We start from the raw sequence: 24,630 nt of genomic DNA, 5'->3' as shown, positions 1-24,630 counted from the left end.
GCGGCGGCGGAAGCGGCGGCCAAGGCGGCGGCGGAAGCGGCGGCCAAGGCGGCGGCGGAAGCGGCGGCCAAGGCGGCGGCGGAAGCGGCGGCCAAGGCGGCGGCCGATGCGGCGGCCAAGGCGGCGGCGGACGCTGCTGCGGAAGCGGCAGCCAAGGCACAGGCGGAAGCTGCGGCGAAGGCGGCGGCCGACGCGGCGGCCAAGGCAGCGGCTGACGCGGCGGCCAAGGCGGCTGCCGATGCGGCTGCCAAGGCGGCCTCCGACGCGGCGGCGGCCAAGGCAGCGGCGGACGCGGCGGCTGCTGCGGCGCAGAACGATCCGACCCAGCCGGTAGGCCAGGCGGTGAACTCCACGGTCAATATCATCAACGCGTCCACCAGCACGGGCAGCGCGGCCAGCACGGCGCCAGCCGTGAAGCCGCCTGCGGTTGCGGAGGCGGCTGGCGCGGGTTCCAGCTCGGGCGGCAGCGCGGTGTCCAGTGTGCCCGACGATGGGGATGAAAAGAAATCCGATGGCAAGAGCGGGCCGGATGCCGAAAAGGCAGCGGTCAATAAATCGGAACCGGCCAAGAAGATGTTCTGCAACTGATGTCGTGCGGGACCGGATGCGGCTTCCCCGGCCGCAATCCGTCACATTGGCCATGCTAGTTTCTTTTGGGCATTAAATTGCCGATTCGTGCTAGCATTTCGCCGTCCGCGCACCGGATGTGTCTTCTGAGGCGACAATCTCCTTGATTTTTCGGCAAATTCAGAAGAATTGCCTTGGTCCTGGGTAATAATCGCACCAGCGCAGCACCAAATAACTCCAAGAGCCTATATGACATTGAAACTAGCGCGCTTTTTCGCTGGCACCTTGCTAGCCGCCGCCGTCAACGCCGCCTGGGCCCAAGGGGCCAGCGACGACATCCGCTTCGAGATCAGCCGCTTCGACGTGAAGGGCAATACCCTGCTGCCCCAGGCCGACGTGGAGCGCCTGGTGGCGCCGTTCACGGGCCAGCGGCGCGACTTTGGCGACGTGCAGCGCGCGCTGGAAGCGCTGGAGGCGGCTTACCATGCACGCGGCTACAACGTGGTGACGGTGGAGCTGCCGGAACAGGAACTGAACCAGGGCGTGGTGCTGCTGAAAGTAGTCGAAACCAAAGTCGGCCGCGTCAAGGTGGAGAACAACCGCTACTTCGATGAAGCCAACATCCGGCGCAGCCTGCCCGCCTTGCAGGAGGGGCGCACGCCCAACCTGAACGAGGTCTCGAACAGCCTGCGCCTGGCCAATGAAAATCCCTCCAAAAAGGTCAACCTGAAACTGCAAAGCGGCGACACCGACGGCGAGGTCGATGCCCGTCTCGAGGTGACGGACGAGGATGCCTGGAAAGCCATGCTGAACGCCGACAACACCGGCACCGGGCAGACCGGCAAGACCCACCTGGGCTTCGTGCTGCAAAACGCCAACCTGTGGGGGCGCGACCACGTGGCCAGCCTGCAGTACACCACTACCGCCGAAGAACCGGGCCGCGTGAAGGTGTACGGCGTGGGTTACCACATACCGCTCTACAGCCTGGGCGATTCGCTGGACTTCTTCGGCAGCTATTCCAACGTCGACTCGGGCACCGTGTCGGCCGGCGTGATCGACCTGGCGGTCAGCGGCAAGGGCACCGTGTTCGGTGCGCGCTATACGCAGGGCCTGGCCAAGCGCGGCAAGCTCGACTCGCGCCTGGTGTACGGCGTCGACCACAAGGCCTTCAAGAACAGCGTGGTGGTGCTGGGCGCCGAACTGGGCAACGATGTGACGGTGCATCCGCTGAGCGTGAACTACGTCGCCAGCTGGAGCGCCGCATTCGGCGAATTGGGCGGCTCGGTGACCGTGCTGCACAACGTGGCCGGCGGATCGCGCGGCAGCCAGGCCGACTTCACGCGTGCGCGCATCGGCGCCAAGGACGATTACAACCTGCTGCGCCTGTCGGGCAGCTATAGCCGCAGCCTGCCGCAGGATTGGCAGGTACGCGCCATCGTCAACGGCCAGTACACGCCGGACGCGCTGATTCCCGGCGAGCAGTTCGGCGCCGGCGGCGCCAGTTCGGTGCGCGGCTTTTCCGAGCGGGAGATTTCCAACGATAAGGGCGTGAGCGGCAACCTGGAGCTGTACACGCCGAATTTCTGCAGGAGCGAGCGCTGGCAGTGCCGCGCGCTGGCCTTCTACGACACCGCCCACGTGTCGCGCAACCACGCGCTGGCCGGTGAACTGGCCAGCACCACCATCGGCAGCACCGGCCTCGGCCTGCGCGTGCTGATGGCCACTTACCTTAATCTTCAGCTCGACTACGGCCATGTGGTCCAGGCGGGCGCAACGGGGCGCGGCAGCGCCAACCGGCTGCACGTGCGGCTGGGACTGTCTTATTGAACGAGTTAATGATGCGAGCGTATTTCCCTGGCCACCTGAACCTGAAGCGCAAACTGCTGGCGGCCACCGTTGCCGCCTGTTTCGGCGCGGCTGCGCAAGCCAATCCCACGGCGCCGCAAGTGGTGGCGGGACAGGCGCAATTCAGCCAGCAGGGCAACCTGTTTTCGATTGCGAACGCGCCCAACACCATCATCAACTGGCAGAGCTTTTCCATCAACGCCGGCGAGATCACCCGCTTCATCCAGCAGGGCGGCGACAGCAAGGTGCTGAACCGTATTGTCGGCCAGGACCCCAGCAAGATCCTCGGCGCGCTGCAGTCGAACGGCAAGGTCTACCTGATCAACCCGAACGGCGTGTTGTTCGGCAAGGATGCGCGGGTGGACGTGAACGGCCTGGTGGCCTCCAGCCTGGCCATCAGCAATAGCGACTTCCTGGCCGGCAGGAACCGCTTCAGCGGCGAGGGCGCGGGCAAGGTTGTCAACCAGGGCAGCATCAGCACCCCGGGCGGCGGCCAGGTCTACCTGATCGGCGCCAGCGTGGAAAACAGCGGCGTGATCACTTCGCCGCAGGGCGAGGTCATGCTGGCGGCCGGCAAGAGCGTGCAGCTGGTCGATTCGGCCAACCCGGACGTGCACGTGGTGCTGTCGGCGCCGGCGGACCAGGCGCTGAACCTGGGCCAGGTGCTGGCGGCGGGCGGCAAGGTCGGCATCTACGGCGCGCTGGTGAACCAGCGCGGGCGCATCAACGCCGACAGCGCGGCGCTGGGCGCGAACGGCAAGATCGTGCTGAAAGCCAGCGGCGCCAGCGGCACCACGCTGCTGGAAGCGGGCAGCCACACCAGCGCCGTCAACAGCGCGGGCCGGGGCGGCGAGATCCAGCTGCTGGGCGAGCGCGTGGGCCTGACCGGCGACGCGGCGGTGGACGCCAGCGGCGCGGCCGGCGGCGGCACGGTGTTGATCGGCGGCGGCTACCAAGGTAACAACGCGGCGGTGCCGAACGCGCAGTTCAGCTTCGTCAGCCAGAACGCCAGTGTCGCGGCCGACGCCAGCGCGTCCGGCGACGGCGGCAAGGTCATCGTCTGGGGCGATCAGGCGGCGCGCGCGCATGGCAGGCTGTCGGCGCGCGGCGGCCTGGCGGGGGGCAACGGCGGGCTGGTGGAAACCTCCGGCCACTTGCTGGACGTGGACGGCGTGCGCGTCGATACGCGGGCGCAGGCGAAGGACGGAAAAGCCGGCCTGTGGCTGCTGGACCCTGAATTCATCACCGTCGCCACCGGCGGCACCGCCACGCGCGACGACGTGGCCAATTTCGGTGCGGGCCTGGCCGGCGGCATCACCTCGATCGCCCCGGAGACCCTCAATAGTGCCACCACCCACGTGGCGCTGCAGGCACGCCGCGACATTACCTTCGTGGACGCGGTCAACATCTTGTCCCAAGGCGTAGGCTTGTCGGCGCAGGCGGGCGGCGATATCAACGTGAACGCCGCGCTGACCACCAATGGCGGTCCGGTGATCCTGCAGGCCAACCTGGGCGATACCGCCAGCGGTTACGGCGCGGTGAACGTGAACGGTGCGCTGTCGACCAACGGCGGCAACCTGGTGCTGAGCGGCGCCAGCGTGGCCTTGAACGCGGCCGTGCGTGTCGGCCTGGGCGACGCCGACCTGCGCGTGAACAAGTCCGGCGGCGGCATCGCGGTGGGCCAGGGCGGCAGCTTGACTGGCGACTCCGATGCGGCTTACTCGCCGCTGTTCTTCTTCATGGCGGACAATGTCAGCCTGCAGGGCAAAGTGGACGGCGGCGGCGCGGGCGAGGGCACCACGGTGTCCTTCGTGCCGTACACGGCGGACCGCGCCATCCTGGTGTCGAACAGCATGCACGAGGGCAAACTGACGCTGGCCCCGGCGGACCTGGCGCGCATCTCGGCCCTGAATGTGAACATCGGCAGCAGCGGCGCCGGTGGCGGCGTGGTGGTAGCCGACGCGCTGGAACTGGCGACGGTGCGCAACCTCTTCATCGAAAGCGCGGGCGACATCGGTGTCAATAGCACGGTGCAAGCCAGCAGCGCCAACGGTACGCTGTCGCTGGGCACCTACGGCGGCGCGGCGGGCATCGGGTTCGGCGCCGGCGGCAAGCTGGCGGCGCACAACGTCTTGCTGCGTTCGGACCATATGGAACTGGGCGTCACGGCGGGCGCCATCAGCGCCAGCGGCCTGGCCAGCCTGTCCGCCTACAGCGATACCGTTGGCATCCAATTGGGCGGCGGCGGGAGCAATGACAGCGGCGGTGGCGTGTTGGCGCTGTCGGCTGCCGAGTTGGCTGCCATCCAGGCCGGCGTCTTGCAACTGAATACGGCGCAGGATTTGTCGGTGGCGAGCGATGTTCTTTCGGTTGCGGACACGCTGGTGCTGAAAGCGGGCGCCATCAGCAATGGCGGCGGCAAGCTCACCGCCAACGCGCTGGACATGACGGCCAGCGGCAGTATCGGCGCGGCGGACAACCCACTGTCGACGGTGGTGTCGCAACTGTCGGCGCGCAGCACGGCCGCCAGCGGCAGCCATTCCATCGATATCAACAACGTCAACTACGCTGCCAATCCGGTATCGGCCCAGGCGGCCCAGCTGACCATCAAGAATCTCACGCTGGCAAGCGGCAATGGCGGTTCCATCACGCTGCACAATACGGGCGCCACCCTGCTGGACGCAGGCGGCACTGTGAGCACGGATACTGGCAAGGTGACCTTGGCCGCGCATAGCCCGCTGACCATTAACGGCGCCGTGCGCACGGCCTCGGGCGATATTTCGCTGGTGGCCGGTTCGAGCGGCGCCGCCACGGACGTGCTGAGCTTCGGCAGCAGCGCCTTGGTCAGCTCCGGCAGCGGCAGCGTTACGCTCACCGCCGGCGCCGCCATTGTCGGACTGAACAGCGCCACCGTGCAGACCGCGCCGGGCAAACTGGTCACACAAGCGAACCAGAATACGCCCGTGACGCCGCCGGTCACGCCACCAGTTACTCCGCCAGTAACGCCACCAGTTACTCCGCCGGTCACGCCGCCGGTCGAACCTCCGGTCACACCGCCAGTAACGCCACCCGTTACCCCGCCAGTCACCCCACCGGTCACGCCACCGGTAACGCCGCCTGTGACTCCGCCAGTTACGCCACCGGTAACGCCTCCTGTAACGCCGCCGGTGACGCCGCCAGTGGAGCCGCCGGTGACGCCACCGGTTACTCCGCCGGTGACGCCGCCGGTGACGCCGCCGGTGGAACCGCCGGTGACGCCACCGGTTACGCCGCCCGTGACGCCGCCGGTGGTAACTCCACCGGTGGAGCCGCCCGTGACGCTGCCGGTCGAGCCGCCGGTCACGCCGCCCGTGGTAACGCCGCCGCCAAGCGCGGACATCTGCACCATAGCGCCGAATTCGGCGCTGTGTCAGGTCCTGTCGCCGCCGACCGCCAGCGAGCCGGTGAAGCCAGTCCAGATCGCGGCCAATGAAGTCATCAAGACCGTCAGCGCCAGCAGGCCGCGCTCGGAAACCGGCGGTCCGGCCGGCACATCCTCCACGCCGGACGACCAGACCGACAGCAAATCGGACACCAAAGAACTCGCCTCAAACGACCAATCGGGAATCAAAAATGAGCCAGCTAAAAAAATGTACTGCAACTAAAGCCTTGTTGCTGCTGGTCCTGTGGTGCAGTTGCACCCTGGCCCTGGCGGCGCAAGTTGCGGGCACCGTCGTGCAGCTGAGCGGCCCGCTGATGGCGCGCAAGGCCAGCGGCGCGGTCAAGATCCTGTCGCTCAAGTCCGAGGTCGAGAGCGGCGACACGCTGGTCACGGAAAAGAACACCTACGCGCTGGTGCGCTTCATCGACAACAGCGAGATCACCCTCAAGCCGTCGACGACCATGAAGATAGACAGCTACGCCTTCGACAACGCCAAGCCGGACCAGGACAGCGCCAATTTCAGCCTGGTGAAAGGCGGCCTGCGTTCCGTCACCGGCCTGCTGGGCAAGCGCAACAAGGAAAAATTTGAACTGAAGACGCCTAGCGCCACCATCGGCATCCGCGGCACCACCTTCATCGCCGACTTCGTGCCGGAGGAAGAGCAACGCGCCATGGCGTCGCTGCAAGCCTGGCTCAACGCCAGCACCGCCGCGCTGGGCGAGAGCGTGATGCCGATCGCGCCGCTGCAACTGGCGCAGGCGTCGCCGTCGATGACACGGCCGCCGGTCGGCGCGCCGGTCTTGCCGCCCGGCCTGTACGTGCAGGTGATCGATGGCCTGATCAATGTCAGCAACAAGGGCGGAGCGCAGCAATTTTCGGCTGGCCAGTTCGGCTACACGGCCAACCCGATAATGGCGCCGGTCATCGTGCCGAAGAATCCGGGCCTCATCTTCTTGCCGCCCCCGGCATTCTCGGCTCCGCCGCCGGTCAGTGGTACCAGCTCGCAGCCCAAGTCCAACGCCGTCGACTGCGAAGTCCGCTAAACCCGGAGCAAGCCATGAATATCGGCCAGGCAGCGCAGGCATCGGGCGTGACCGCCAAGATGATCCGCTACTATGAAAGCATAGGGCTGGTCAGCGAAAGCCGGCGCAGCGAGGCGGGATACCGCATCTATGGCGACAAGGACTTGCATGCGCTGCGCTTTATCAAGCGCGCCCGCAAGCTGGGCTTCTCGCTGGAGCAGATCCGCGAGTTGCTGTCGTTGTGGCAGGACAGCGGACGCGCCAGCGCCGACGTGAAAAAGATCGCGCTCTCGCACGTGGACGAACTGAATCAGCGCATCCGCGAGCTGACGGAAATGCGCGACACGCTGGCCACGCTGGCATCGTGCTGCCACGGCGACCAGCGTCCCGACTGCCCCATCCTGCAAACGCTCAGCGAATAAACATCCACACGGTCAGCGCCGCGCCGACCGCCACCACGAAGCCGCGCATCAGCTTTTCCGGCATGCGGTGGATCAGCCACGAACCGCACAGGCCGCCCACAATGCCGCCCGCGCACAGCGCCAGCGCGGCGGGCCAACTGATCATGCCCGAGAAGGCGAAGATCGCCGCGGCGGACGCATTCATGGCCATCGCCAGCATGTTCTTGGTGGCGGTGGCCATGCGGATCTGTTGGCCGGCAATGGTGAGCGCGGCCAGCATCAGGAAGCCGATACCGCCGCCGAAATAGCCACCGTAGACGGCGATGCAGCTCTGCACCGCCACCAGCGCGCCGGTGGGCATGCCGCTCACGGCGTGCAGCGGCTGGCTGCGGAAACTGCCCCAGGCGAACACCGAGGTGGCGAACAGCACCAGCCACGGCACCAGCTTGGAGAAGAACAGCGGCGGCGTTACCATCAGCAGGATGGCGCCAAGCACGCCGCCGACTATGCTGATAGCGAACAGCTGCTTGAACGTCAGCCCGCCCACACCGCCCACCAGCTTGCGGCCGGCGATGGCGGAAGTGGTCTGGCTGGGGAACATGGCGAGGGTGGAGGTCATGTTGGCCGCCACCGGGTTCAGGCCGGCCAGCAGCAGGGCCGGGAAGGTAATGAAGGAGCCGCCGCCTGCCAGGGCGTTCTGCACCCCGGCAAACAGGCCGGCGGCTGCGATCAGGAGGACGGTGTGGAGTTCGAGGGGAGGGACGGGAGACATGCGGGGATTATAGCCGGGCCGACCCGCCGCCGCTCGGCCGCGCCGGGCCGGCGCGGTTTCGGGCATCATGGCCGTTTCAGCAATGCGCGGGGAGGCGGCGATGGTTTATGAACTGTATTACTGGCCCACCATCCAGGGCCGTGGCGAATTTGTGCGGCTGGCGCTGGAGGAGGCGGGCGCCGCCTACAAGGACGTGGCGCGCGGCAAAGGCGGCATGAAGCCCACCGAGGCATCCATCGATCCCGCCGAAGAAGAGCGCGCCGCATTTGCGCCGCCGGTGCTGCGCGCGGGCGAACTGCTCATCGGACAGACCGCCAATATCCTGCTTTACCTGGGCCGCCGCCACGGCCTGGCGCCACGCGCCGAAGCGGGTTGGCTGTGGGCGCACCAGCTGCAGCTCACCATCGCCGACATCGTCAACGAAGCGCACGACACGCACCACCCCGTGTCCACCAATCTGTATTACGAAGACCAGAAGAAGGAAGCGAAAAAGCGCGCGGCCGATTTTACGGCCGAACGCATTCCCAAGTTCCTCGGCTACTTCGAACAAATCCTGCAGAACAATGGCGGCCGCTACATGGTGGGCAAGCGCCTGAGCTACGTGGACCTGTCCCTGTTCCAGCTGGTCGAGGGCCTGCGCTATGCCTTCCCGAAGGCGATGGCGAGGCTGGAGCCCGGCTGGCCGGGCTTGTTGGCCCTGCACGCCATGGTGGCCCAGCGTCCCAATATTGCCGCCTACCTGGCATCGAAACGCCGCATACCCTTCAACGAGGACGGCATCTTCCGCCGTTACCCTGAACTCGAGTAGGCATTACTGCGCCGCGCTGACCGGGAAGCCCGCGCCGGCGATGGCCGCCTTCACCGCGTCCAGCGCCGCGCCAGACTGCACCTTCACCAGCCTGGACGCCAGGTCCACCTCAACGCTCGCCTGCGCGTCGACCGCCTTCACCGCTTTGGTCACGCTCGCCACGCAATGACCGCAGCTCATTTCTTCCACTTGCAGCTGATACATATCGACCTCCTTGTTGTGATGTGATCACTGTACTCCTTCCCATCGTAGGAAGGTCAAGCGCTAAAGCTGTGTTATTTTGACAGCACAATTCATTGAACGGGAGCAGCATGAAACGATGGTTATGGATGGGCCTGCTGGCGCTGACTGCGTGCGGCGGCCCGGTGGAGACCGGCGCGCAGGGCGGTGCCGCCCTGAAGGAGGGCGGCAGGGGGCAGTTCCTCGCTTACGAGCACACGGTGTCCATCGATACCGACGAGGCCCAGGTACGGCCGCTGGCGGACAAGCTGGTCGCCGCCTGCCAGGCGGACCGCGAGAACAACTGCACCTTGCTGGAGTCCGGCAGCAGCCAGGGGCGCGATCCGAGCGCGCATGTGAAGCTGCGCGCCAAGCCGGCCGGCGTGGCCCGGCTGGTGGCGCTGGCGTCGGCCGGCGGCAGCGTGCAGAGCCGGCAGACCCATGTCGACGACCTGGCCAAGTCCATCATCGACAGCAACAAGCGGCTCGACATGCTGCGGGACTACGAGCGCAAGCTGAAGGGCCTGGAGGACAAGGCGGGCAACAGCATCGATACCCTGATGAAGCTGTCCAAAGAACTGGCCTCGGTGCAGTCCGAGCTGGAGCAGGCCACGGGCCAGAATGCGCACCTGCTGGAGCGCGTGAACCTGGATCTGCTGACGGTCCGGATCGACGCACACCACCACAGGTCGTTCTGGTCGCCGATCGGCAGCGCGTTATCCGAATTCACGCAGAACTTGTCGCAGGGCGTATCGAGCCTCGTCACGGGCCTGGCGTATCTGCTGCCCTGGTTGCTGGCGGCGTTCATGGCCTGGCTGGGCGGACGCAGGCTCTGGCGAAAGTTCAAGCGGAAGTAAAAAAGCCCCGCACGCGGTGAGGCGGGCGGGGCTGGCTTGGCATTGAAGCCGATGTTGTTACAGCACGTCGCTGGCGTGGTCGGCCAGGCGCGAGCGTTCGCCGCGCGCCAGGGTCACGTGGCCGCTGTGCGACCAGCCTTTGAAGCGGTCCACCACGTAGGTCAGGCCGCTCGAACCTTCGGTCAGGTAAGGCGTGTCGATCTGCGCGATGTTGCCCAGGCAAAGGATCTTGGTGCCGGGACCGGCGCGCGTCACCAAGGTCTTGACCTGCTTCGGCGTCAAGTTCTGCGCCTCGTCGATGATCAGGAACTTGTTGACGAAGGTGCGGCCGCGCATGAAGTTGAGCGACTTGATCTTGATGCGCGAACGGATCAGGTCCTGCGTCGCCGCGCGGCCCCATTCGCCGCCATCGCTGTCGGACTTGTTCAGCACTTCCAGGTTGTCGTCGAAGGCGCCCATCCATGGCGACATCTTCTCTTCCTCGGTGCCCGGCAGGAAACCGATGTCCTCGCCCACCGGCACGGTGACGCGGGTGACGATGATCTCGTTGTACAGCTTGGTCTCCAGCACCTGCGCCAGGCCGGCCGCCAGGGCCAGCAGGGTCTTGCCGGTACCGGCCTGGCCCAGCAGCGTGACGAAGTCGCACTCCGGGTTCATCAGCAGGTTCAGCGCGAAGTTCTGCTCGCGGTTGCGCGCGGTCACGCCCCACACGCTGTTCTTGTTGTGGCTGTAGTCGCGCAGGGTTTGCAGCACGGCGGTCTTGCCATTGATCTGCTTGACCTGGCCGTAGAACGGCGCTTCGCCGTTGGCCGGCTCGAGGAACACGAACTGGTTCACTAGCAGGGTCGGGATGACCGGGCCGGTGACGCGGTAGAACGTGGCGCTCTGGCCGTTCTTGTTCTCCTGCCAGGACTCCATGTCCTTGCCGTGCTTGTTCCAGAAGTCGTCCGGCAGCTGGACGATGCCCGAGTACAGCAGGTCGGTGTCTTCCAGCACGTGGTCGTTGAAGTAGTCTTCGGCCGGCAGGCCCAGCGCGCGCGCCTTGATGCGCATGTTGATGTCTTTCGACACCAGCACCACGGCGCGGCCCGGCTGCTCGTCTTCCAGCGAACGCACCACGCCCAGGATCTGGTTGTCGGCCTTGCCTTGCGGCAGGCTGGACGGCAGTTCGGCGATCTGCAGCTTGGTCTGGAAGAACAAACGGCCCTTGGCGTCCTTGTTGCCCAGCTTGGACAGCGGGATGCCGCTCTCGATGGCGTCGTCGTCGGTGCTGCCGACCAGCGCGTCCAGCGTGCGCGAAACTTGGCGCGCGTTGCGCGCCACTTCGGTCATGCCTTTCTTGTGATTGTCCAGCTCTTCCAGCGTCATCATCGGCAGGTAGACGTCGTGCTCCTCGAAGCGGAACAGCGACGACGGGTCGTGCATCAATACGTTGGTGTCGAGCACGAACAGCTTGGTGCTGCCTTCCTGGTCGGCATGGCGGCTGGTGGAGGACTTGATGGTCACTTCCACCGGCTTGTGCTTGGCGGGATGCGGCGCTTCGACCAGCACCGGCGCGGACTTGCCGCGCGGCGACTTGGCCTTCGGCGACGGTGCTGCGGGCGCTGCGGGAGCAGGCGCGGCCTGCAGCAGTGCGGCTTTCTTTGGCGCCGGTTTCGCGGCGGCGGTCTTGGCCTTGGCGGCCGGTGCGGCGACAACGGAAATCGGTGCGGCTGGCGCAGCGACCGGGGCAACGGCTTTGGCGGACTTGGCCGCCGGCGCTGCCTTGACAGCTTTTTTCGGCGCGGCAGGCGCCAGTTCAACAACAGGCAAAGGCTGGGGACGAACGCCGCTGGCCTTCGGGTAATCTTTCGCGAGCAACAGGGTTGCCGGCTTGGTAGGCAGTTTTGGCAGTGGCATCAGGATCTCGATCTAAAAAATGCTGGAAGGGTCCGCCCATAGCACACGTCCCGCAGGGAGCGGCGCATGGGGTGGATGCTGACGAAAAGAAATATAAGAACTGCCGCGGGCGGGTAACGCCCGTTGAATGTACCGGTTGGTGGCCGCAGCCACCTGGTACAGTTGGTGGGAGAACTTTGCAGACTCAAAATCGAATGTAGGTGCGTCAGAGGTATTACGTTCTATGATTTGACAAATTCCAGTACTTCATCGACGTGACCAGGAACCTTCACGCCTCTCCATTCTTTCACCAATCGGCCGCTACCGTCAATGACAAACGTGCTGCGCTCGACGCCGCGCACGGTCTTGCCGTACATCTGCTTCATCTTCATGACGCCGAAGGCCTGGCACACGGCTTCGTCGGGGTCGGAAATCAGCTCGAAGGGCAGGCCCAGCTTGGCTTTGAAGTTCTCGTGCGACTTCAGCGAGTCGCGGCTGATGCCGTAGATTTCGGCGCCGGCCGCCAGAAACTGCTCGTGCAGGTCGCGGAAGGCCATGTTTTCCGTCGTGCAACCAGGGGTGTTGTCCTTCGGATAAAAGAATAGCACGGTGTGCTTGGCCGGGCGGCCCGACAACTGGAAGGTCTGGCCGCTGGTCATGGCGGCGGAAAAGTCGGCGACGGTTGCTACGGATGGGCTATCAGCCACAGGTGCTCTCCTGGACGGTGGCGCTGGTGCGTGGGCATTGTTGGCGCTGGCAGCGTACCCAGCGGCGCATAGATGGGGATGATGTACTGTTATTCAAGCTTGTTCGGCTGATATTTGTTATTGCTTTTCGATGATCAGTGCCAGCGTCACCTTGCGGCCTTCGGCCATCAGGATGTTGTAGGTGCGGCAGGCGGCGTTGGTGTCCATGCACTCCACGCCGATGTGCTTGTTCACCAGCGGGGCGCTCAGCTTCGGATGCACGAAGCGCTGGCGCTCGCCGGTGCCGAGGATGACCACGTCGGGCGTGTCGGCCAGCAGCTGCTCGAAATGCTCGACCGTCAGCTGCTCGAAACCGGCCACCGGCCAGGCGCGCGGCGGCGTTTCCGGCAGCACGATCAGGCTGTAGTCGTAAGGCTGGGCGTTGATTTCCACGCCGCCGGCGAAGTAGCCGGTGACGGTCTGGTAGGCCTGGGTGCTGTTGGGGTGGAGCTTCATAATAAAGTTTATGCGTAAGTATCTGTACGTAAAGTGGCGTAAAGGCACGCGATTCAGACCGTTATTGTAACGTTTTCCCTTGATCTGCGGCCCGCGAAGGTTGATTTAATCAAGCGGTTTCGGCAGAATGGGTATTTTCGCAATGCACCATTTGCGCGCATCGCCCGCCACGGGCCCCGTTATCTCGATAGGATTAGATTTTGCGACCGATTAACAAGTCGAACAAGCTGGCCGAAGTTTGCTATGAAATCCGCGGTCCCGTGCCGGAGAAGGCGCGGCAGATGGAAGAGGAAGGCCACAAGATCACCAAGCTCAACATCGGCAACCTGGCGGTGTTCGGCTTCGATCCGCCGGACGAAATCGTCCACGACATGATGGTCAACCTGCATGGCGCGGCCGGCTACACCGATTCCAAGGGCATGTTCGCGCCGCGCAAGGCGGTCATGCATTACACGCAGGGCAAGAATATCGCCGGCGTGGGCATCGACGATATCTACCTGGGCAATGGCGCGTCCGAACTGATCGTGATGTCGATGAACGCGCTGCTCAACACCGGCGACGAAGTGCTGGTGCCGGCGCCCGACTATCCGCTGTGGACCGCCGCCGTGAGCCTGTCCGGCGGCACCCCGGTGCACTATGTGTGCGACGAGCAGCAGGACTGGTTCCCCGACATCGAGGACATGCGCCGCAAGATCACCAGCAACACCAAGGCCATCGTGGTCATCAACCCGAACAATCCGACCGGCGCGCTGTATCCGGACGAGATCCTGCTGCAGATCATCGAACTGGCGCGCCAGCACCAGCTCATCATCTACGCCGACGAGATCTACGACAAGGTGCTGTACGACGAAGCGCAGCATACCTCGATCGCCTCGCTGGCGGACGACGTGCTGATGGTCACCTTCAACGGCCTGTCGAAGAACTACCGCGCCTGCGGCTACCGTGCCGGCTGGATGGTGGTCTCCGGCGAGAAACGCCATGCAAAAGATTACATCGAGGGCCTGAACATGCTGGCCTCGATGCGTTTGTGCGCAAACGCGCCGGGCCAGTTTGCCATCCAGACTGCGCTCGGCGGCTACCAGAGCATACAAGACCTGGTGGGCCCCGGCGGGCGCCTGTTAAAGCAACGCGATCTGGCTTACAAGCTGCTGACCGACATTCCGGGCGTCACTTGCGTCAAGCCGAAAGCCGCGCTGTACATGTTCCCGCGTCTTGATCCGAAGATCTATCCGATCGCGGACGACCAGCAATTCGCCTACGACTTGCTGGCAGAAACCAAAGTACTGATAGTCCAGGGCACCGGATTCAACTGGATTGCGCCCGACCACTTCCGCGTCGTGTTCCTGCCGAACACCGACGACATGACGGAAGCGTTCGGACGTATCGCGCGCTTCATGGAAGGCTATCGCAAGCGCCACGGCAGCCCCATCTGATAATCACAGCGCCGGGCCGGCGCCGCCGGCCGCGCTGCAAGGAACTCACCATTATGAAACCCATCAAAGTAGGCCTGTTAGGTGTCGGCAATGTCGGCTCCGGCACGTTCAACGTACTGGAACGCAACCAGGAAGAAATTCGCCGCCGCGCCGGGCGCGGCATTGAAGTGGTGGCCGTCTCGGCCCGCAACCTGGAACGCGCCAAGCAGCGCACTGGCGGCAAAGTGAAAGTGGTCGCCAGCCCGTTCGACATCGTCAACGATCCGGAAATCGATATCGTCGTCGAGCTGATCGGCGGCTACGACGAAGCCAAGGCGCTGGTGCTGCAAGCCATCGCCAACGGCAAGCACGTGGTCACCGCCAACAAGGCGCTGCTGGCCGTGCATGGCAATGAAATCTTCGCCGCGGCCCAGGAAAAGGGCGTGATGGTGGCGTTCGAAGCGGCCGTGGCCGGGGGCATCCCCATCATCAAGGCGCTGCGCGAAGGCCTGACCGCCAACCGCATCGACTGGTTTGCCGGCATCATCAACGGCACCACCAACTTCATCCTGTCCGAGATGCGCGACAAGGGCCTGGACTTCGCTACCGTGCTGAAACAGGCGCAGGAACTGGGCTACGCCGAAGCCGACCCCACCTTCGACATCGAAGGCGTGGACGCGGCGCACAAGGCCACCATCATGTCGGCCATTGCCTTCGGCATCCCGGTGCAGTTCGACAAGGCGCACGTGGAAGGCATTTCCAAGCTGGCGGCGGTGGACATCAAGTACGCCGAGCAGTTGGGCTACCGCATCAAGCTGCTGGGCATCGCCAAGCGCGCCAAGGTCAACGGCGTGGAAGGCATCGAGCTGCGCGTGCACCCGACGCTGATCCCGGCCAAGCGCCTGATCGCCAACGTGGAAGGCGCCATGAACGCGGTGCTGGTGCAGGGCGACGCGGTGGGCGCCACGCTGTACTACGGCAAGGGCGCAGGCGCCGAACCGACCGCCTCGGCCGTGATTGCCGACCTGGTCGACATCACCCGCCTGGCCACGGCCGACCCGGAGCACCGCGTGCCGCACCTGGCGTTCCAGCCGAACGCCATGACCGACATCCAGATCCTGCCGATGTCCGAGATCACCACCAGCTACTATCTGCGCCTGCACGTGGTGGACCAGCCGGGCGTGCTGGCCGACCTGACCCGCATCCTGGCCGATGGCGCCATCTCGATCGACGCCATGATGCAGAAGGAACCTGGCGACAACGAGACCCGCACCGATATCATCATCCTGACCCACCAGACCCAGGAGAAGAACGTCAACGCCGCCATCGCCAAGATGGAAGGGCTGTCCACCGTGGTGGGCAACGTGACCAAGATCCGCCTGGAAAACCTGAGCTGAGCCGCTGTCGCTTGAGATCAGAGGCGAGCCTGGGCTCGCCTTTTTTTCGCCCGCAATAATCAGCAACTCGATCATCCGCCGCCGGCGCCAGGTGCTAACCTTGGCGCTCTCACCGGAGCCCGCCTTGAAGCCACTGATCTTGCTGCTACTGGCCGCCGGCCACGCCAGCGCCGCCACCTGGTACGTTTCTCCCGCCGGCAACGACGCCGCCAGCGGCGCGCAGGACGCCCCCTGGCGCTCCATCGCCCGCGCCCAGGGCGCCGCCGCGCCCGGCGACACCGTTTACCTGCGCGGCGGCCGCTACGCCTACAGCGCCGCCACCACAGCGTGCGCCAGCCGCACCGCCGTGGTGGACGCCGTCACGCTCAATAAAAGCGGCAGCGAAGGCGCCCCCATCCGCTACTGGGCCTACCCCGGCGAAACGCCGGTGTTCGACTTTTCCGCCATGAAGGACGACTGCCGCGTGAAAGGCATCAACGTCTCGGCCAGCTGGCTGCACCTGAAAGGCCTGGAAATCACCGGCGCGCCGCAGCAGCCGGAAAACCGCCTGAACCACGAATCCTGGGGCCTGTGGATCAAGGGCAGCCACAACGTGTTCGAACAGCTCGACGCCCACCACAACATGGGCCCCGGCGTATTCATCGCCGACGGCAGCCACAACCTCGTGCTGAACAGCGACTCGCACCACAACTACGACCCCTACACGTCCAACGGCGCAGGGCAGAGTGCCGACGGTTTCGGCGCCCACATCAAGGCCAACCAGCCCGGCAACGTGTTCCGCGGCTGCCGCGCGTGGGCCAACACCGACGACGGCTTCGACCTCATCAAAGCCTATTCCCCGGTGACGATAGAGTATTCGTGGGCCTGGCAGCACGGCTACCTGCCCGGCACCGCCACACCGCTGGCGGCAGGCAACGGCAACGGCATCAAGGCCGGCGGCTACGGCGGCGTGTACGCGGCCAACGGCGTCAAGCACACCGTGCGCTTCTCGGTTGCCTTCAACAACAAGGCCGCAGGCTTCTACGCCAACCACCACCCGCTGGCGCTCGAGTTCTTCAACAACACCGCCTTCGGCAACGGCGCCGACTACGACATGCGCGGCATCGCCCCGGACGGCGCGCCCGCCAGTTTCGGCCTGCTGCGCAACAACATCGGCCGCACCGTGCGCAATGCCGCCGGCGCCGACCAGGCCCACAACAGTTGGACCCTGCCGCTCACCCTGCGCGATACCGACTTCGACAGCGTCTCCGCCGCAGGCTGGGATGCCCCGCGCCAGGCAGACGGCAGCCTGCCCGTCCTGCCCAACTACCGGCCGCGCGCCGGCAGCGCGCTGACAGCCCAAGGCGTGGACGTCGGGCTGCCGTTCAGTGGCGCCGCGCCGGGCCTGGGCGCGTTCGAGCCGCGCGCACAGGCAAAAAAATAGCCGGGCTGCGCGAAACGCGGCCCGGCGAAAAGGTCTTACTCTGGGTAGGTACTACAACATCAACTGCGGGTGCTACAAAAACTTCGCTACAACTTGATTACTTGCTGGCGACGGTCAGTTCGCTTTTCACTTCCTTCACGCCTTCAACGGCGGAGGCGGCCTGGATAGCTTTGGTGCCGATATCGGTGTTGGCGACTTGGCCGGTCAGCGTGACCACGCCCTGGGCAGCGGTAACGCCCACGCCTTTGTAGTCACCCAGCGCGGCCTGGACTTTCTTGCTCAGCGCGCTGTCGGTGGCGGTGGCGGCAGTGCCGACGCCAGCCATCGCGCCTTCTTGCTGTGGCACGGCGTAGGCGGCGGTGATCGAAGCGGCGGTCAGGGTGGCGGCGGCCAGCAGGCGGGTGATCATTTTGGTATTCGTCATGTTTGCTACTCCATAAAGGTTTTTAAAGGAACGCCTTGTGACGTTATCCATCCTATTGCAAGCGGTGTGCCAGCTCTAAAAACTCCAATAAAATCAAGGGTTTGGTAAATTTGCCAAGATTAACTTGCCGACAGGCAGCGGATTCACCACATGATTTGTCGTGATATGGCGACAGCTTCCCAAGCGATTTTCATAAGTCACTGAATAACAAGGACATTTTTCTGTCGCCACGCAACGACAGAAAAAAAGGCTATGGCTCGGCGCGCGGCGATTGGGTAGAGTCTGAACACCCACCCAAGGAGACCTGCTCATGCAATTGTCCAACTACAAGACTTCTACCAAGCTGGTGCTGGCATTCATCGCGGTGGCCACGATAGGCGCGCTGCTGGGCGCCTATGCCATCTACAACATGAAGCGCATCAGCGACGCCGACACCCGTCTTTACCAGAAGGAATTGATGGGCCTGTCATACTTCAAGGAGGCCAATGTGGAGCGCCTGAAGGCCGTGGTCGGCCTGCGCGACGCCATCCTCGCCACCAGCCAGGCCGAGCGCGACAACGCCTGGGGCCGCATCGCGGATGGCCGCGCCAAGAGCCAGGCCTTTATCGCGAAGGCGAGCCCTTTGTTTACGACAGAAGAGGGGCGCCGCCAGGTGGCGCAGCTGCAGGACGTCATTCGTGCCGACCAGGCGGCCGCCGACGGGCTGATGGGACGCATCAAGAGCAGCGAGATGCACGCCGACAGCGAACTGCAGCAATACATGCGCGCCAACGTGGTCCAGCCCAGCGTGCAATTGGGCGTGGCCATGACCAAGCTGTCCCAGCTCAAGGAAAGCGAAGCCAAAGCTGTCGCCGACGCCAACACGGAGCTGTACGCCGGCAGCCGCAACGTCACCATCGTGCTGGTGCTGGCCGGGCTGGCGGCGGGCGTGTTCCTCGGCTTTGCGGTCAGCCGGCACGTGACCAATCCGCTGGCGGTGGCGGTGGGCAGCGCGCACCGCATGAGCGAGGGCGACATGACGGTGGCCATGCGGGTGGAAGGCAAGGACGAGACGGCGCAGCTGCTGCAGGCGCTGGAAAACATGCGGGCCAGCCTGCAGGGCATCGTGGCCACGGTGCGCGAGGATGCCGATGGCGTGGCCACCGCCAGCGCCGAGATCGCGCAAGGCAATATGGACTTGAGCTCGCGCACCGAGAGCCAGGCCAGCGTGCTGGAGGAAACGGCCGCGTCGATGGAGGAAATCAGTTCGGCGGTCAAGCAGAATGCCGACAGCGCGCGCCACGCCAACCAGCTGGCCTCGAATGCGGCCAGCGTGGCCGTGCGCGGCGGCGAAGTGGTGGCGCAGGTGGTGTCCACCATGCAAGGCATCAATGACGCGTCGCGCAAGATCGAAGACATCACCGGCGTGATCGACGGTATCGCCTTCCAGACCAATATCCTGGCGCTGAACGCGGCGGTGGAAGCGGCGCGCGCGGGCGAGCAGGGCCGGGGCTTCGCGGTGGTGGCGTCCGAAGTGCGCAACCTAGCGCAGCGCTCGGCCGCGGCGGCCAAGGAGATCAAGGCGCTGATCAGCGACTCGGTGGAACGCGTGGACCTGGGCGCCAGACTGGTGGACCAGGCTGGCGCCACCATGACGGAAGTGGTGGCGAGCGTGCAGCGGGTCAGCGCCATCATCGGCGAGATCGCGCTGGCCAGCGGCGAGCAGACCACCGGCGTGGAACAGGTGAACCAGGCGATCATCGAAATGGACCACGTCACGCAGCAGAACGCGGCGCTGGTCGAGCAGGCCGCGGCGGCCGCCAAGGCCATGCAAGACCAGGCGGCCAGCCTGGCGCAGGCGGTCAGCGTGTTCAAGATCGAAGCGGGCGCCGCGCGCCAGCATGCCCACAACCCGGCCTCCAGCCGGGCGCTGGCGCTCAGGTGAAGCCGCAGGGCGGACTGGCGGCGCGCGCCGGGCGCGCAACGCGCAGGCCGCCGGCGCCATGCCTGGCATGGCGGGTTGCCAGCGGCCCTACGACTCGGCGCCGTCGGCGCGGAACTGGGCGGCGTTGAGGTCGTATTTCTGCAGCAGGCGATAGAACTCGGTGCGGTTGCGGTCGGCCAGGCGGGCCGCGTCGGCCACGTTGCCGTCGGTGAGCTTGAGCAGCTGCACCAGGTAGTTGCGCTCGAAGCGCTGCTTGGCCTCGGTGTAGCTGAGCACTTCCAGCGACGGCACGCGCAGCGCGCGCTGCACCAGCGTGAGCGGCACCAGCGGGGCGGTGGCCAGCGCGCACACATGCTCGACCACGTTGTACAGCTGGCGCACGTTGCCGGGCCAGGAAGCGCGCGTGAGCGCCTCCAGCGCGCCCGGCGCGAAGCCGCTGACGGTCTTCTGGTACTTGGCCGCCAGCGCATGCAGGAAGCGCGTGGCCAGCAGCGCCACGTCTTCGCGCCGCTCGGACAGCGGCGGCAAGGTCAGCGTGATGACGTTGAGCCGGTAATACAAGTCCTCCCTGAACTGGCCCTCGAGCATGGCCGTGTCCAGGTCGCGGTGGGTGGCGGACAGGATGCGCACGTCCACCGGCCGCCCCTGGTCGGAGCCGAGCTGGCGCACCACGCGCTCCTGCAGCACGCGCAGCAGCTTCACTTGCAGCAGCAGTGGCATGTCGCCGATTTCATCCAGGAACAGGGTGCCGCCGTCGGCCGCCTGCACCAGGCCTTCGCGGCTGTTGACGGCACCCGTGTAGGCGCCTTTCACGTGGCCGAACAGTTCCGATTCCAGCAGTTGCTCGGGAATGGCGCCGCAGTTGACGGCGATGAAGGGCGCTTTCGCGCGCCGGCTGGCGCGGTGGATGGCGCGCGCCAGCAGCTCCTTGCCGGTGCCGCTCTCGCCGCGTATCAGCACGCTGGCGTCGGACGCGGCCACCAGCTTGGCTTCGGCCAGCAGCTCGGCCATGGACTGGCTGCGGCTGATGATCTCCTCGCGCCAGCTTTCGTCGCCGCCGCCGTGCACCGGCGCCGGCGCGGTCAGGCTCAGCGCCTGCTCGATGCGCTCCAGCAGCACCTTGGCGTCGAACGGCTTGGTCAGGTAGGCGTAGGCGCCCAAGGTGGTCGCTTCCACCGCGTCCGGTATGGTGCCGTGTGCGGTCAGCAGGATCACCGGCAGCGCCGGGTACTGCGAGCGGATCTCCTGGAACAGCGCCATGCCGTCGCGGTCGGGAAGGCGGATGTCGCTCACCACCAGCTGCGGCAGCTCGATCGACAGCCGCGCCAGCGCCGCCTCCGCGCTGCCCACCGCCGTCACGCGGTAGCCGTTGGCGCTGAGCCGCAGCGACAGCAGGCGCAGCAGGTCCGGATCGTCGTCGACCAGCAGGATGTGGGCGCCGGCCATCAGCGGCCTCCCTGCGCCGACGATTGCGGCGGCGGCCGCACCGGCAGGTTGCGTTCGATCGCCTTCAAACCCTCCAGCATATCGTTCAGCTGCTCGGTCTTGCGCTGGTTTTCCTTCAGCTGCGCGATGAGCTTCTCGTTGGCCTCGGACAGGCGGCGCGCCTCGGCGCAGTGGCTCGAGAGCAGCTGCGCCAGCGGCTTGATCGATTGCGCCGCCTGCTCGTTGGACGTGGCCACGCTGTCGAATTGCGCCTGCGCGCGCGCCAGGTCGCCGGTGCCGCGTGTGAGCATCAGGATCATGCCGATCTGCAGCGACAGCTTGGGCGTGGATTGCTGCAGGCTCAAGCCGCTCAGTTCTTTCAGCAGCTCGCCTTGCGCCATGCGGCGCAGGCTTTGATGGTAGGCCAGCAGCGGCGCGGCCTCGTCCTGCGGCGAGACATGCGTGAGCGGCGTTTGCGCCAGCGGCGCGACTGGCGGCGGCGCCACCATCACCGGCGGCGGCGGTGGCGGCGGGGCCGGCGTCACGCAGGCGCCCAGCAGCAACAAGGGCAGCGCGGGCAGCAGGGACAGCAATTTACTGGTCATAAGGAAGTTCGATCCGAAAATGGGCTCCCGCCTGGGAGGGAAGCAGATGCAGGCTGCCGCCATGCGCCTGCACGTATTCGCGCACGATGGACAGGCCAATGCCGTTGCCGCGCCGTGCGCCGGGCGGCTGGCGTTCGCCTTGATAAAAGGGCTCGAAGACGCGCTCGGCGTCTTCTTTCGCTACGCCGGGGCCCTGGTCGATGCAATCGATGCGCAGCAGCCCCTGGTGCTCGTCCAGCGTGAAGCGCACCGTGCCGCCCTGTGGACTGAACCGCACCGCGTTCGACAGCAGGTTGCCCAGCGCGATAGCCATCTTGTCGCGGTCCATCGGCATGGCGCGCGGCGCGCCGTCGACCCGTGCGACCAGGGCGCGCGCCTGCAGCTGCAGCTGCTGGTTGGCGATCACCTCGTGCAGCAGCGCGGCCGGTTCGCAAGGCGCGCGCAGCAAGTGCTGGGCGTCGAAATTGGCCGCGTTATAGCGCAGCAGGTCTTCGATCTGGTTCTGCAGCGAGGCGGTGTTCTGGCGCAGGATGACGGCGATTTCGCGCTGCTGGGGCGTGAGCGCGCCCAGCACCTGGTCTTCCAGCAGCGCCACGCCCTCCACCAGCGCGGCCAGCGGCGTTTTCAGCTCGTGCGAAATATGGCGCAGGAAGCGCGACTTGTCGGCCTCCAGGTCCGACAGGCGCTGGCGCAGCCAGTTCAGCTGCTGGCCCAGGCGGCGCAAATCGTTCGGCCCCTCGACGGCGATGGCGTCGCCGTAGCGGTTCTCGCCGAGGCGGTGGATGGCTTGTTCGATCTGTTTCAGCGGGCGCGACACCCAGGCGCCGAAGCCGACCGCCAGCAGCGCGGCGACGGCGATGGCGGCGGCCACCTGGCCGGTGAGCACGCCGCGCCGCTGGTCCAGCTCATCGAGCAGCATCTGGTTGCGCCGCTCCACTTCGCGTTTCACCTCGTCCTCCAAGGCCTGGCTGATGGCGGGCAGGCCGCCCAGGGCCTGGTTCAAGGCCTGGTTCAGCGCCTGCTGGCGTCCGGCGCGGCGCGCGCGCGGGGTCTGTAATACCGCCCACGCCGCCGCGCTGCGCTGGTTCCAGTCGGCAAAGGTTTGCGGCGGCGCGCCGGGCAGGCCGGCGGCCACGGCCGCCAGGGCCGCCTGGGCGTCGCGCCAGGCCTCGGCGTAGCGCTGGCGGAAGGCCGGATCGTCCAGCACCAGGAACTGGCGCGCGCTGCGCTCCATGGCCACGCTGCGTTCGGCCAGGCGCTGCGCATTCTCGGTCAGCGCGATGGCGTGCTGGCCCGCCTCGCGGCTATGGGCGGCGAGGCGGTCCAGGGTCAGCAGGGCATGCACCGACGTCGCGCTCAGCAGCACGGCGATCAGCAAGAACACGCCCAGCAGCAAATGGCGGAATGACAGCTTGGGAAACATAGGAAACGGGGGCCGGACGGCTCAGCAGCGTATCCCGCGCATCATAGGGGAAAACGCCCAAACTCCGCGTCCGATTGCACCTGCCGAGCTGAGCCGCATTTGCCCGAATTCGGGGTCTGACCCCGAAGTGGGCGAAATGCGGCTTAGCTCGCTTGTAGGAGGATGCTTCAGGTGGGAAAGGAAACGGATACTTTGAGGCCTTGGTTGTGGGCGCCGTCGCCGAGGGCGATGGTGGCGCCATGCAGTGCGGCAATATCGCGCACGATGGCCAGGCCGAGACCGGCGCCGCCGGGGTTGCGCTGCATGGAGGCGGCGGCGCGGTAGAAGGGCGAGAACACGCGCTCGCGCTCGCTTTCCGGGATGCCGGGGCCGCTGTCTTCCACTTCCAGCACGGTGCCGGCGCCGGTTGCGCCGGGGCCGACGCGCAGGGTGACGCTGCCGCCGTCCGGCGTGTAGCGCAGCGCGTTGTCGACCAGGTTGGCCACCATTTCGTGCAGCAGCAGGGCTTGCCCTGGGACCACCGCCTCTTGCTCGGCCTCCAGCGCCAGGTCGATGTTGCGGCTGACCGCCGGCACCGCCAGTTCCAGCGCCACCTGCTGCATCAGCGCGCGCAGTTCCACCGGCACCGGGTCGGCGCCGCCGCTGTGCTCGATGCGCGCCAGCATCAGCAGGCGGTTGGCCAGGTGCACCGCCGAGTCGGTGGTGGCGGCGATGCCTTGCACCATGCTGCGCAGCGCGGCCGTGTCGCAGGGGGCGCGGTCGGCTTCGCGTAGCGCCAGTTCGGACTGGGTCTTGAGCACCGTGAGCGGGGTGCGCAGTTGGTGCGAGGCGTCGGCGATAAAGCGGCGCTGGCTGGCGATCAGGCTCTGGATGCGCGACATGGAACCGTTCATGGCTTCCACCAGCGGCCGCACTTCCTTGTGCACCAGCGCGGGATCGACGTCGGACAGGTCGGACACGCTGCGCGTTTCCACCGCTTCCTTCAGCCGCATCAGCGGTTTCAGCACCAGCCGCACGGCGAACCAGACCAGCAGCGCCGTGGCCAGGATCAGGCCTGCCTGCCACAGCAGCGTGTCGAGCAGGATCTGGTTCGACAGGCCGCGCCGCGCGTCCAGCGTCTCGGCCACCTGGATCAGGGCGATGCCGCGCATGCTGTCGTCGTACACCGGCTGCAGCAGTGCGGCGATGCGCACCGGCTGGCCGTTGTAGCGGGCGTGGTAGAAGCGCACCAGCGCCGGATAGGCTTCCGAGCGCGGCACGTTGGCAGGCACCGGCGGCAGGTCGGCGAAGCCGGACACGGTTTCGCCGTTGATGCCGCTGACTTTGTAGAAGATGCGGCCCAGCGTGTCGGTCTCGAAGCTGTCCAGCGCCACGTAGGGCACATCGGCCACCACCTTGCCATCCTGGACGGAGACGCGCTCGGCCAGCGCGCGCGTGGAGGCCAGCAACGAGCGGTCGTAGGCCATGTCGGCCGCGTCCAGCGCGTTGCGGTAGACCGAGACCGCGTCCAGCGCCATCAGGAAGATCAGCGGCACCAGCAGCCAGCGCATCAGCTGGCCGCGCAGGCTGCCCAATGGGGTGGCGGCCTGCGCCGGCGGGCCGGAT

Annotated in this window: 20 protein-coding genes and 1 pseudogene; 11 read left to right on the top strand and 10 right to left on the bottom strand. The window is 66.1% G+C overall.

What is annotated here, in order from left to right; all coding sequences use genetic code 11:
* From AC6H42_RS03755 to cueR, 5 genes and pseudogenes are all read left to right on the top strand, one after another.
* Positions 1–588 (top strand): annotated as a pseudogene (locus AC6H42_RS03755) (hypothetical protein); the annotation flags it as partial.
* A 228-nt stretch (positions 589–816) separates the two neighbouring features.
* Entirely contained in the window at positions 817–2,394 is a 1,578-nt protein-coding gene (locus AC6H42_RS03750) for a ShlB/FhaC/HecB family hemolysin secretion/activation protein (protein ID WP_057156228.1), read from the top strand.
* 8 nt (positions 2,395–2,402) lie between these two features.
* Positions 2,403–6,056, top strand: a complete 3,654-nt coding sequence (locus tag AC6H42_RS03745) for a two-partner secretion domain-containing protein (RefSeq protein WP_497547443.1) — start codon at positions 2,403–2,405, stop codon at positions 6,054–6,056.
* A complete protein-coding gene (locus AC6H42_RS03740; RefSeq protein ID WP_057156049.1) occupies positions 6,025–6,876 on the top strand; it encodes a FecR family protein in 852 nt (283 codons plus the stop codon). Before AC6H42_RS03745 ends, AC6H42_RS03740 begins: the two co-directional genes overlap by 32 nt.
* A gap of 14 nt (positions 6,877–6,890) precedes the next feature.
* A complete protein-coding gene (gene cueR, locus AC6H42_RS03735; RefSeq protein ID WP_057156048.1) occupies positions 6,891–7,277 on the top strand; it encodes a Cu(I)-responsive transcriptional regulator in 387 nt (128 codons plus the stop codon).
* Here cueR and AC6H42_RS03730 read toward each other — a convergent pair.
* Positions 7,267–8,028, bottom strand: a complete 762-nt coding sequence (locus tag AC6H42_RS03730; protein WP_057156131.1) for a sulfite exporter TauE/SafE family protein — start codon at positions 8,026–8,028, stop codon at positions 7,267–7,269. The genes cueR and AC6H42_RS03730 overlap by 11 nt on opposite strands.
* A 100-nt stretch (positions 8,029–8,128) precedes the next feature.
* Here AC6H42_RS03730 and AC6H42_RS03725 point away from each other — a divergent pair, with 100 nt between their 5' ends.
* On the top strand, positions 8,129–8,836 hold the full coding sequence (locus tag AC6H42_RS03725; protein ID WP_497547442.1) for a glutathione S-transferase: 708 nt from the start codon (positions 8,129–8,131) through the stop codon (positions 8,834–8,836).
* A 3-nt stretch (positions 8,837–8,839) separates the two neighbouring features.
* Here the strand turns inward: AC6H42_RS03725 and AC6H42_RS03720 are convergent, their stop codons facing one another.
* Entirely contained in the window at positions 8,840–9,040 is a 201-nt protein-coding gene (locus tag AC6H42_RS03720; protein ID WP_497547441.1) for a heavy-metal-associated domain-containing protein, read from the bottom strand.
* A 107-nt stretch (positions 9,041–9,147) separates the two neighbouring features.
* On the opposite strand from AC6H42_RS03720, the gene AC6H42_RS03715 reads away from it, so the two are divergent.
* Complete coding sequence (locus AC6H42_RS03715; protein WP_497547440.1) at positions 9,148–9,912, top strand: DUF4349 domain-containing protein; 765 nt, start codon at positions 9,148–9,150, stop codon at positions 9,910–9,912.
* Positions 9,913–9,969: 57 nt separating this feature from the next.
* Here AC6H42_RS03715 and AC6H42_RS03710 read toward each other — a convergent pair whose 3' ends face one another.
* From AC6H42_RS03710 to AC6H42_RS03700, 3 genes are all read right to left on the bottom strand, one after another.
* A complete protein-coding gene (locus AC6H42_RS03710) occupies positions 9,970–11,811 on the bottom strand; it encodes a PhoH family protein (RefSeq protein WP_057156045.1) in 1,842 nt (613 codons plus the stop codon).
* Positions 11,812–12,032: 221 nt separating this feature from the next.
* On the bottom strand, positions 12,033–12,497 hold the full coding sequence (locus tag AC6H42_RS03705) for a peroxiredoxin (protein ID WP_082551877.1): 465 nt from the start codon (positions 12,495–12,497) through the stop codon (positions 12,033–12,035).
* Positions 12,498–12,614: 117 nt separating this feature from the next.
* Positions 12,615–12,992 (bottom strand): Mth938-like domain-containing protein, encoded by a 378-nt coding sequence (locus tag AC6H42_RS03700; protein WP_057156043.1) that lies wholly within the window; start codon positions 12,990–12,992, stop codon positions 12,615–12,617.
* 200 nt (positions 12,993–13,192) lie between these two features.
* On the opposite strand from AC6H42_RS03700, the gene AC6H42_RS03695 reads away from it, so the two are divergent.
* The 3 genes from AC6H42_RS03695 to AC6H42_RS03685 all read left to right on the top strand — a co-directional run bounded on the left by AC6H42_RS03695 (position 13,193) and on the right by AC6H42_RS03685 (position 17,224).
* Positions 13,193–14,425, top strand: a complete 1,233-nt coding sequence (locus AC6H42_RS03695; RefSeq protein ID WP_057156042.1) for a pyridoxal phosphate-dependent aminotransferase — start codon at positions 13,193–13,195, stop codon at positions 14,423–14,425.
* Positions 14,426–14,478: 53 nt separating this feature from the next.
* Positions 14,479–15,801, top strand: coding sequence for a homoserine dehydrogenase (locus AC6H42_RS03690; protein ID WP_057156041.1), 1,323 nt, complete (start codon positions 14,479–14,481; stop codon positions 15,799–15,801).
* Between the two features lie 124 nt (positions 15,802–15,925).
* Entirely contained in the window at positions 15,926–17,224 is a 1,299-nt protein-coding gene (locus AC6H42_RS03685; RefSeq protein ID WP_057156040.1) for a right-handed parallel beta-helix repeat-containing protein, read from the top strand.
* Between the two features lie 97 nt (positions 17,225–17,321).
* Here AC6H42_RS03685 and AC6H42_RS03680 read toward each other — a convergent pair whose 3' ends face one another.
* Positions 17,322–17,648 carry a BON domain-containing protein gene (locus AC6H42_RS03680; RefSeq protein ID WP_057156039.1) on the bottom strand — a complete coding sequence of 109 codons (327 nt, stop codon included), beginning with the start codon at positions 17,646–17,648 and terminating at the stop codon, positions 17,322–17,324.
* Positions 17,649–17,958: 310 nt separating this feature from the next.
* Between AC6H42_RS03680 and AC6H42_RS03675 the strand changes: the two genes are divergently transcribed.
* Positions 17,959–19,572 carry a methyl-accepting chemotaxis protein gene (locus AC6H42_RS03675; RefSeq protein WP_497547439.1) on the top strand — a complete coding sequence of 538 codons (1,614 nt, stop codon included), beginning with the start codon at positions 17,959–17,961 and terminating at the stop codon, positions 19,570–19,572.
* An 87-nt stretch (positions 19,573–19,659) separates the two neighbouring features.
* On the opposite strand, the gene AC6H42_RS03670 is transcribed toward AC6H42_RS03675, so the two are convergent.
* From AC6H42_RS03670 to AC6H42_RS03655, 4 genes are all read right to left on the bottom strand, one after another.
* Positions 19,660–21,018 carry a sigma 54-interacting transcriptional regulator gene (locus AC6H42_RS03670; RefSeq protein WP_057156037.1) on the bottom strand — a complete coding sequence of 453 codons (1,359 nt, stop codon included), beginning with the start codon at positions 21,016–21,018 and terminating at the stop codon, positions 19,660–19,662.
* The gene (locus AC6H42_RS03665; protein WP_057156036.1) at positions 21,018–21,602 is read right to left on the bottom strand and encodes a hypothetical protein; all 585 of its coding nucleotides are present in this window, start codon (positions 21,600–21,602) and stop codon (positions 21,018–21,020) included. The genes AC6H42_RS03670 and AC6H42_RS03665 overlap by 1 nt, the downstream gene beginning before the upstream one ends.
* Positions 21,592–23,025, bottom strand: coding sequence for a sensor histidine kinase (locus AC6H42_RS03660; protein ID WP_057156035.1), 1,434 nt, complete (start codon positions 23,023–23,025; stop codon positions 21,592–21,594). Before AC6H42_RS03660 ends, AC6H42_RS03665 begins: the two co-directional genes overlap by 11 nt.
* Before the next feature lie 167 nt (positions 23,026–23,192).
* Positions 23,193–24,599 (bottom strand): sensor histidine kinase, encoded by a 1,407-nt coding sequence (locus AC6H42_RS03655; protein WP_497547444.1) that lies wholly within the window; start codon positions 24,597–24,599, stop codon positions 23,193–23,195.
* Positions 24,600–24,630 lie beyond the last annotated feature (31 nt).

This window comes from Massilia sp. NBRC 108631 (genome assembly GCF_059704565.1).
Note: the sequence above shows the minus strand (reverse complement) of the source record. Positions and strands in the feature narration are given on the sequence as shown.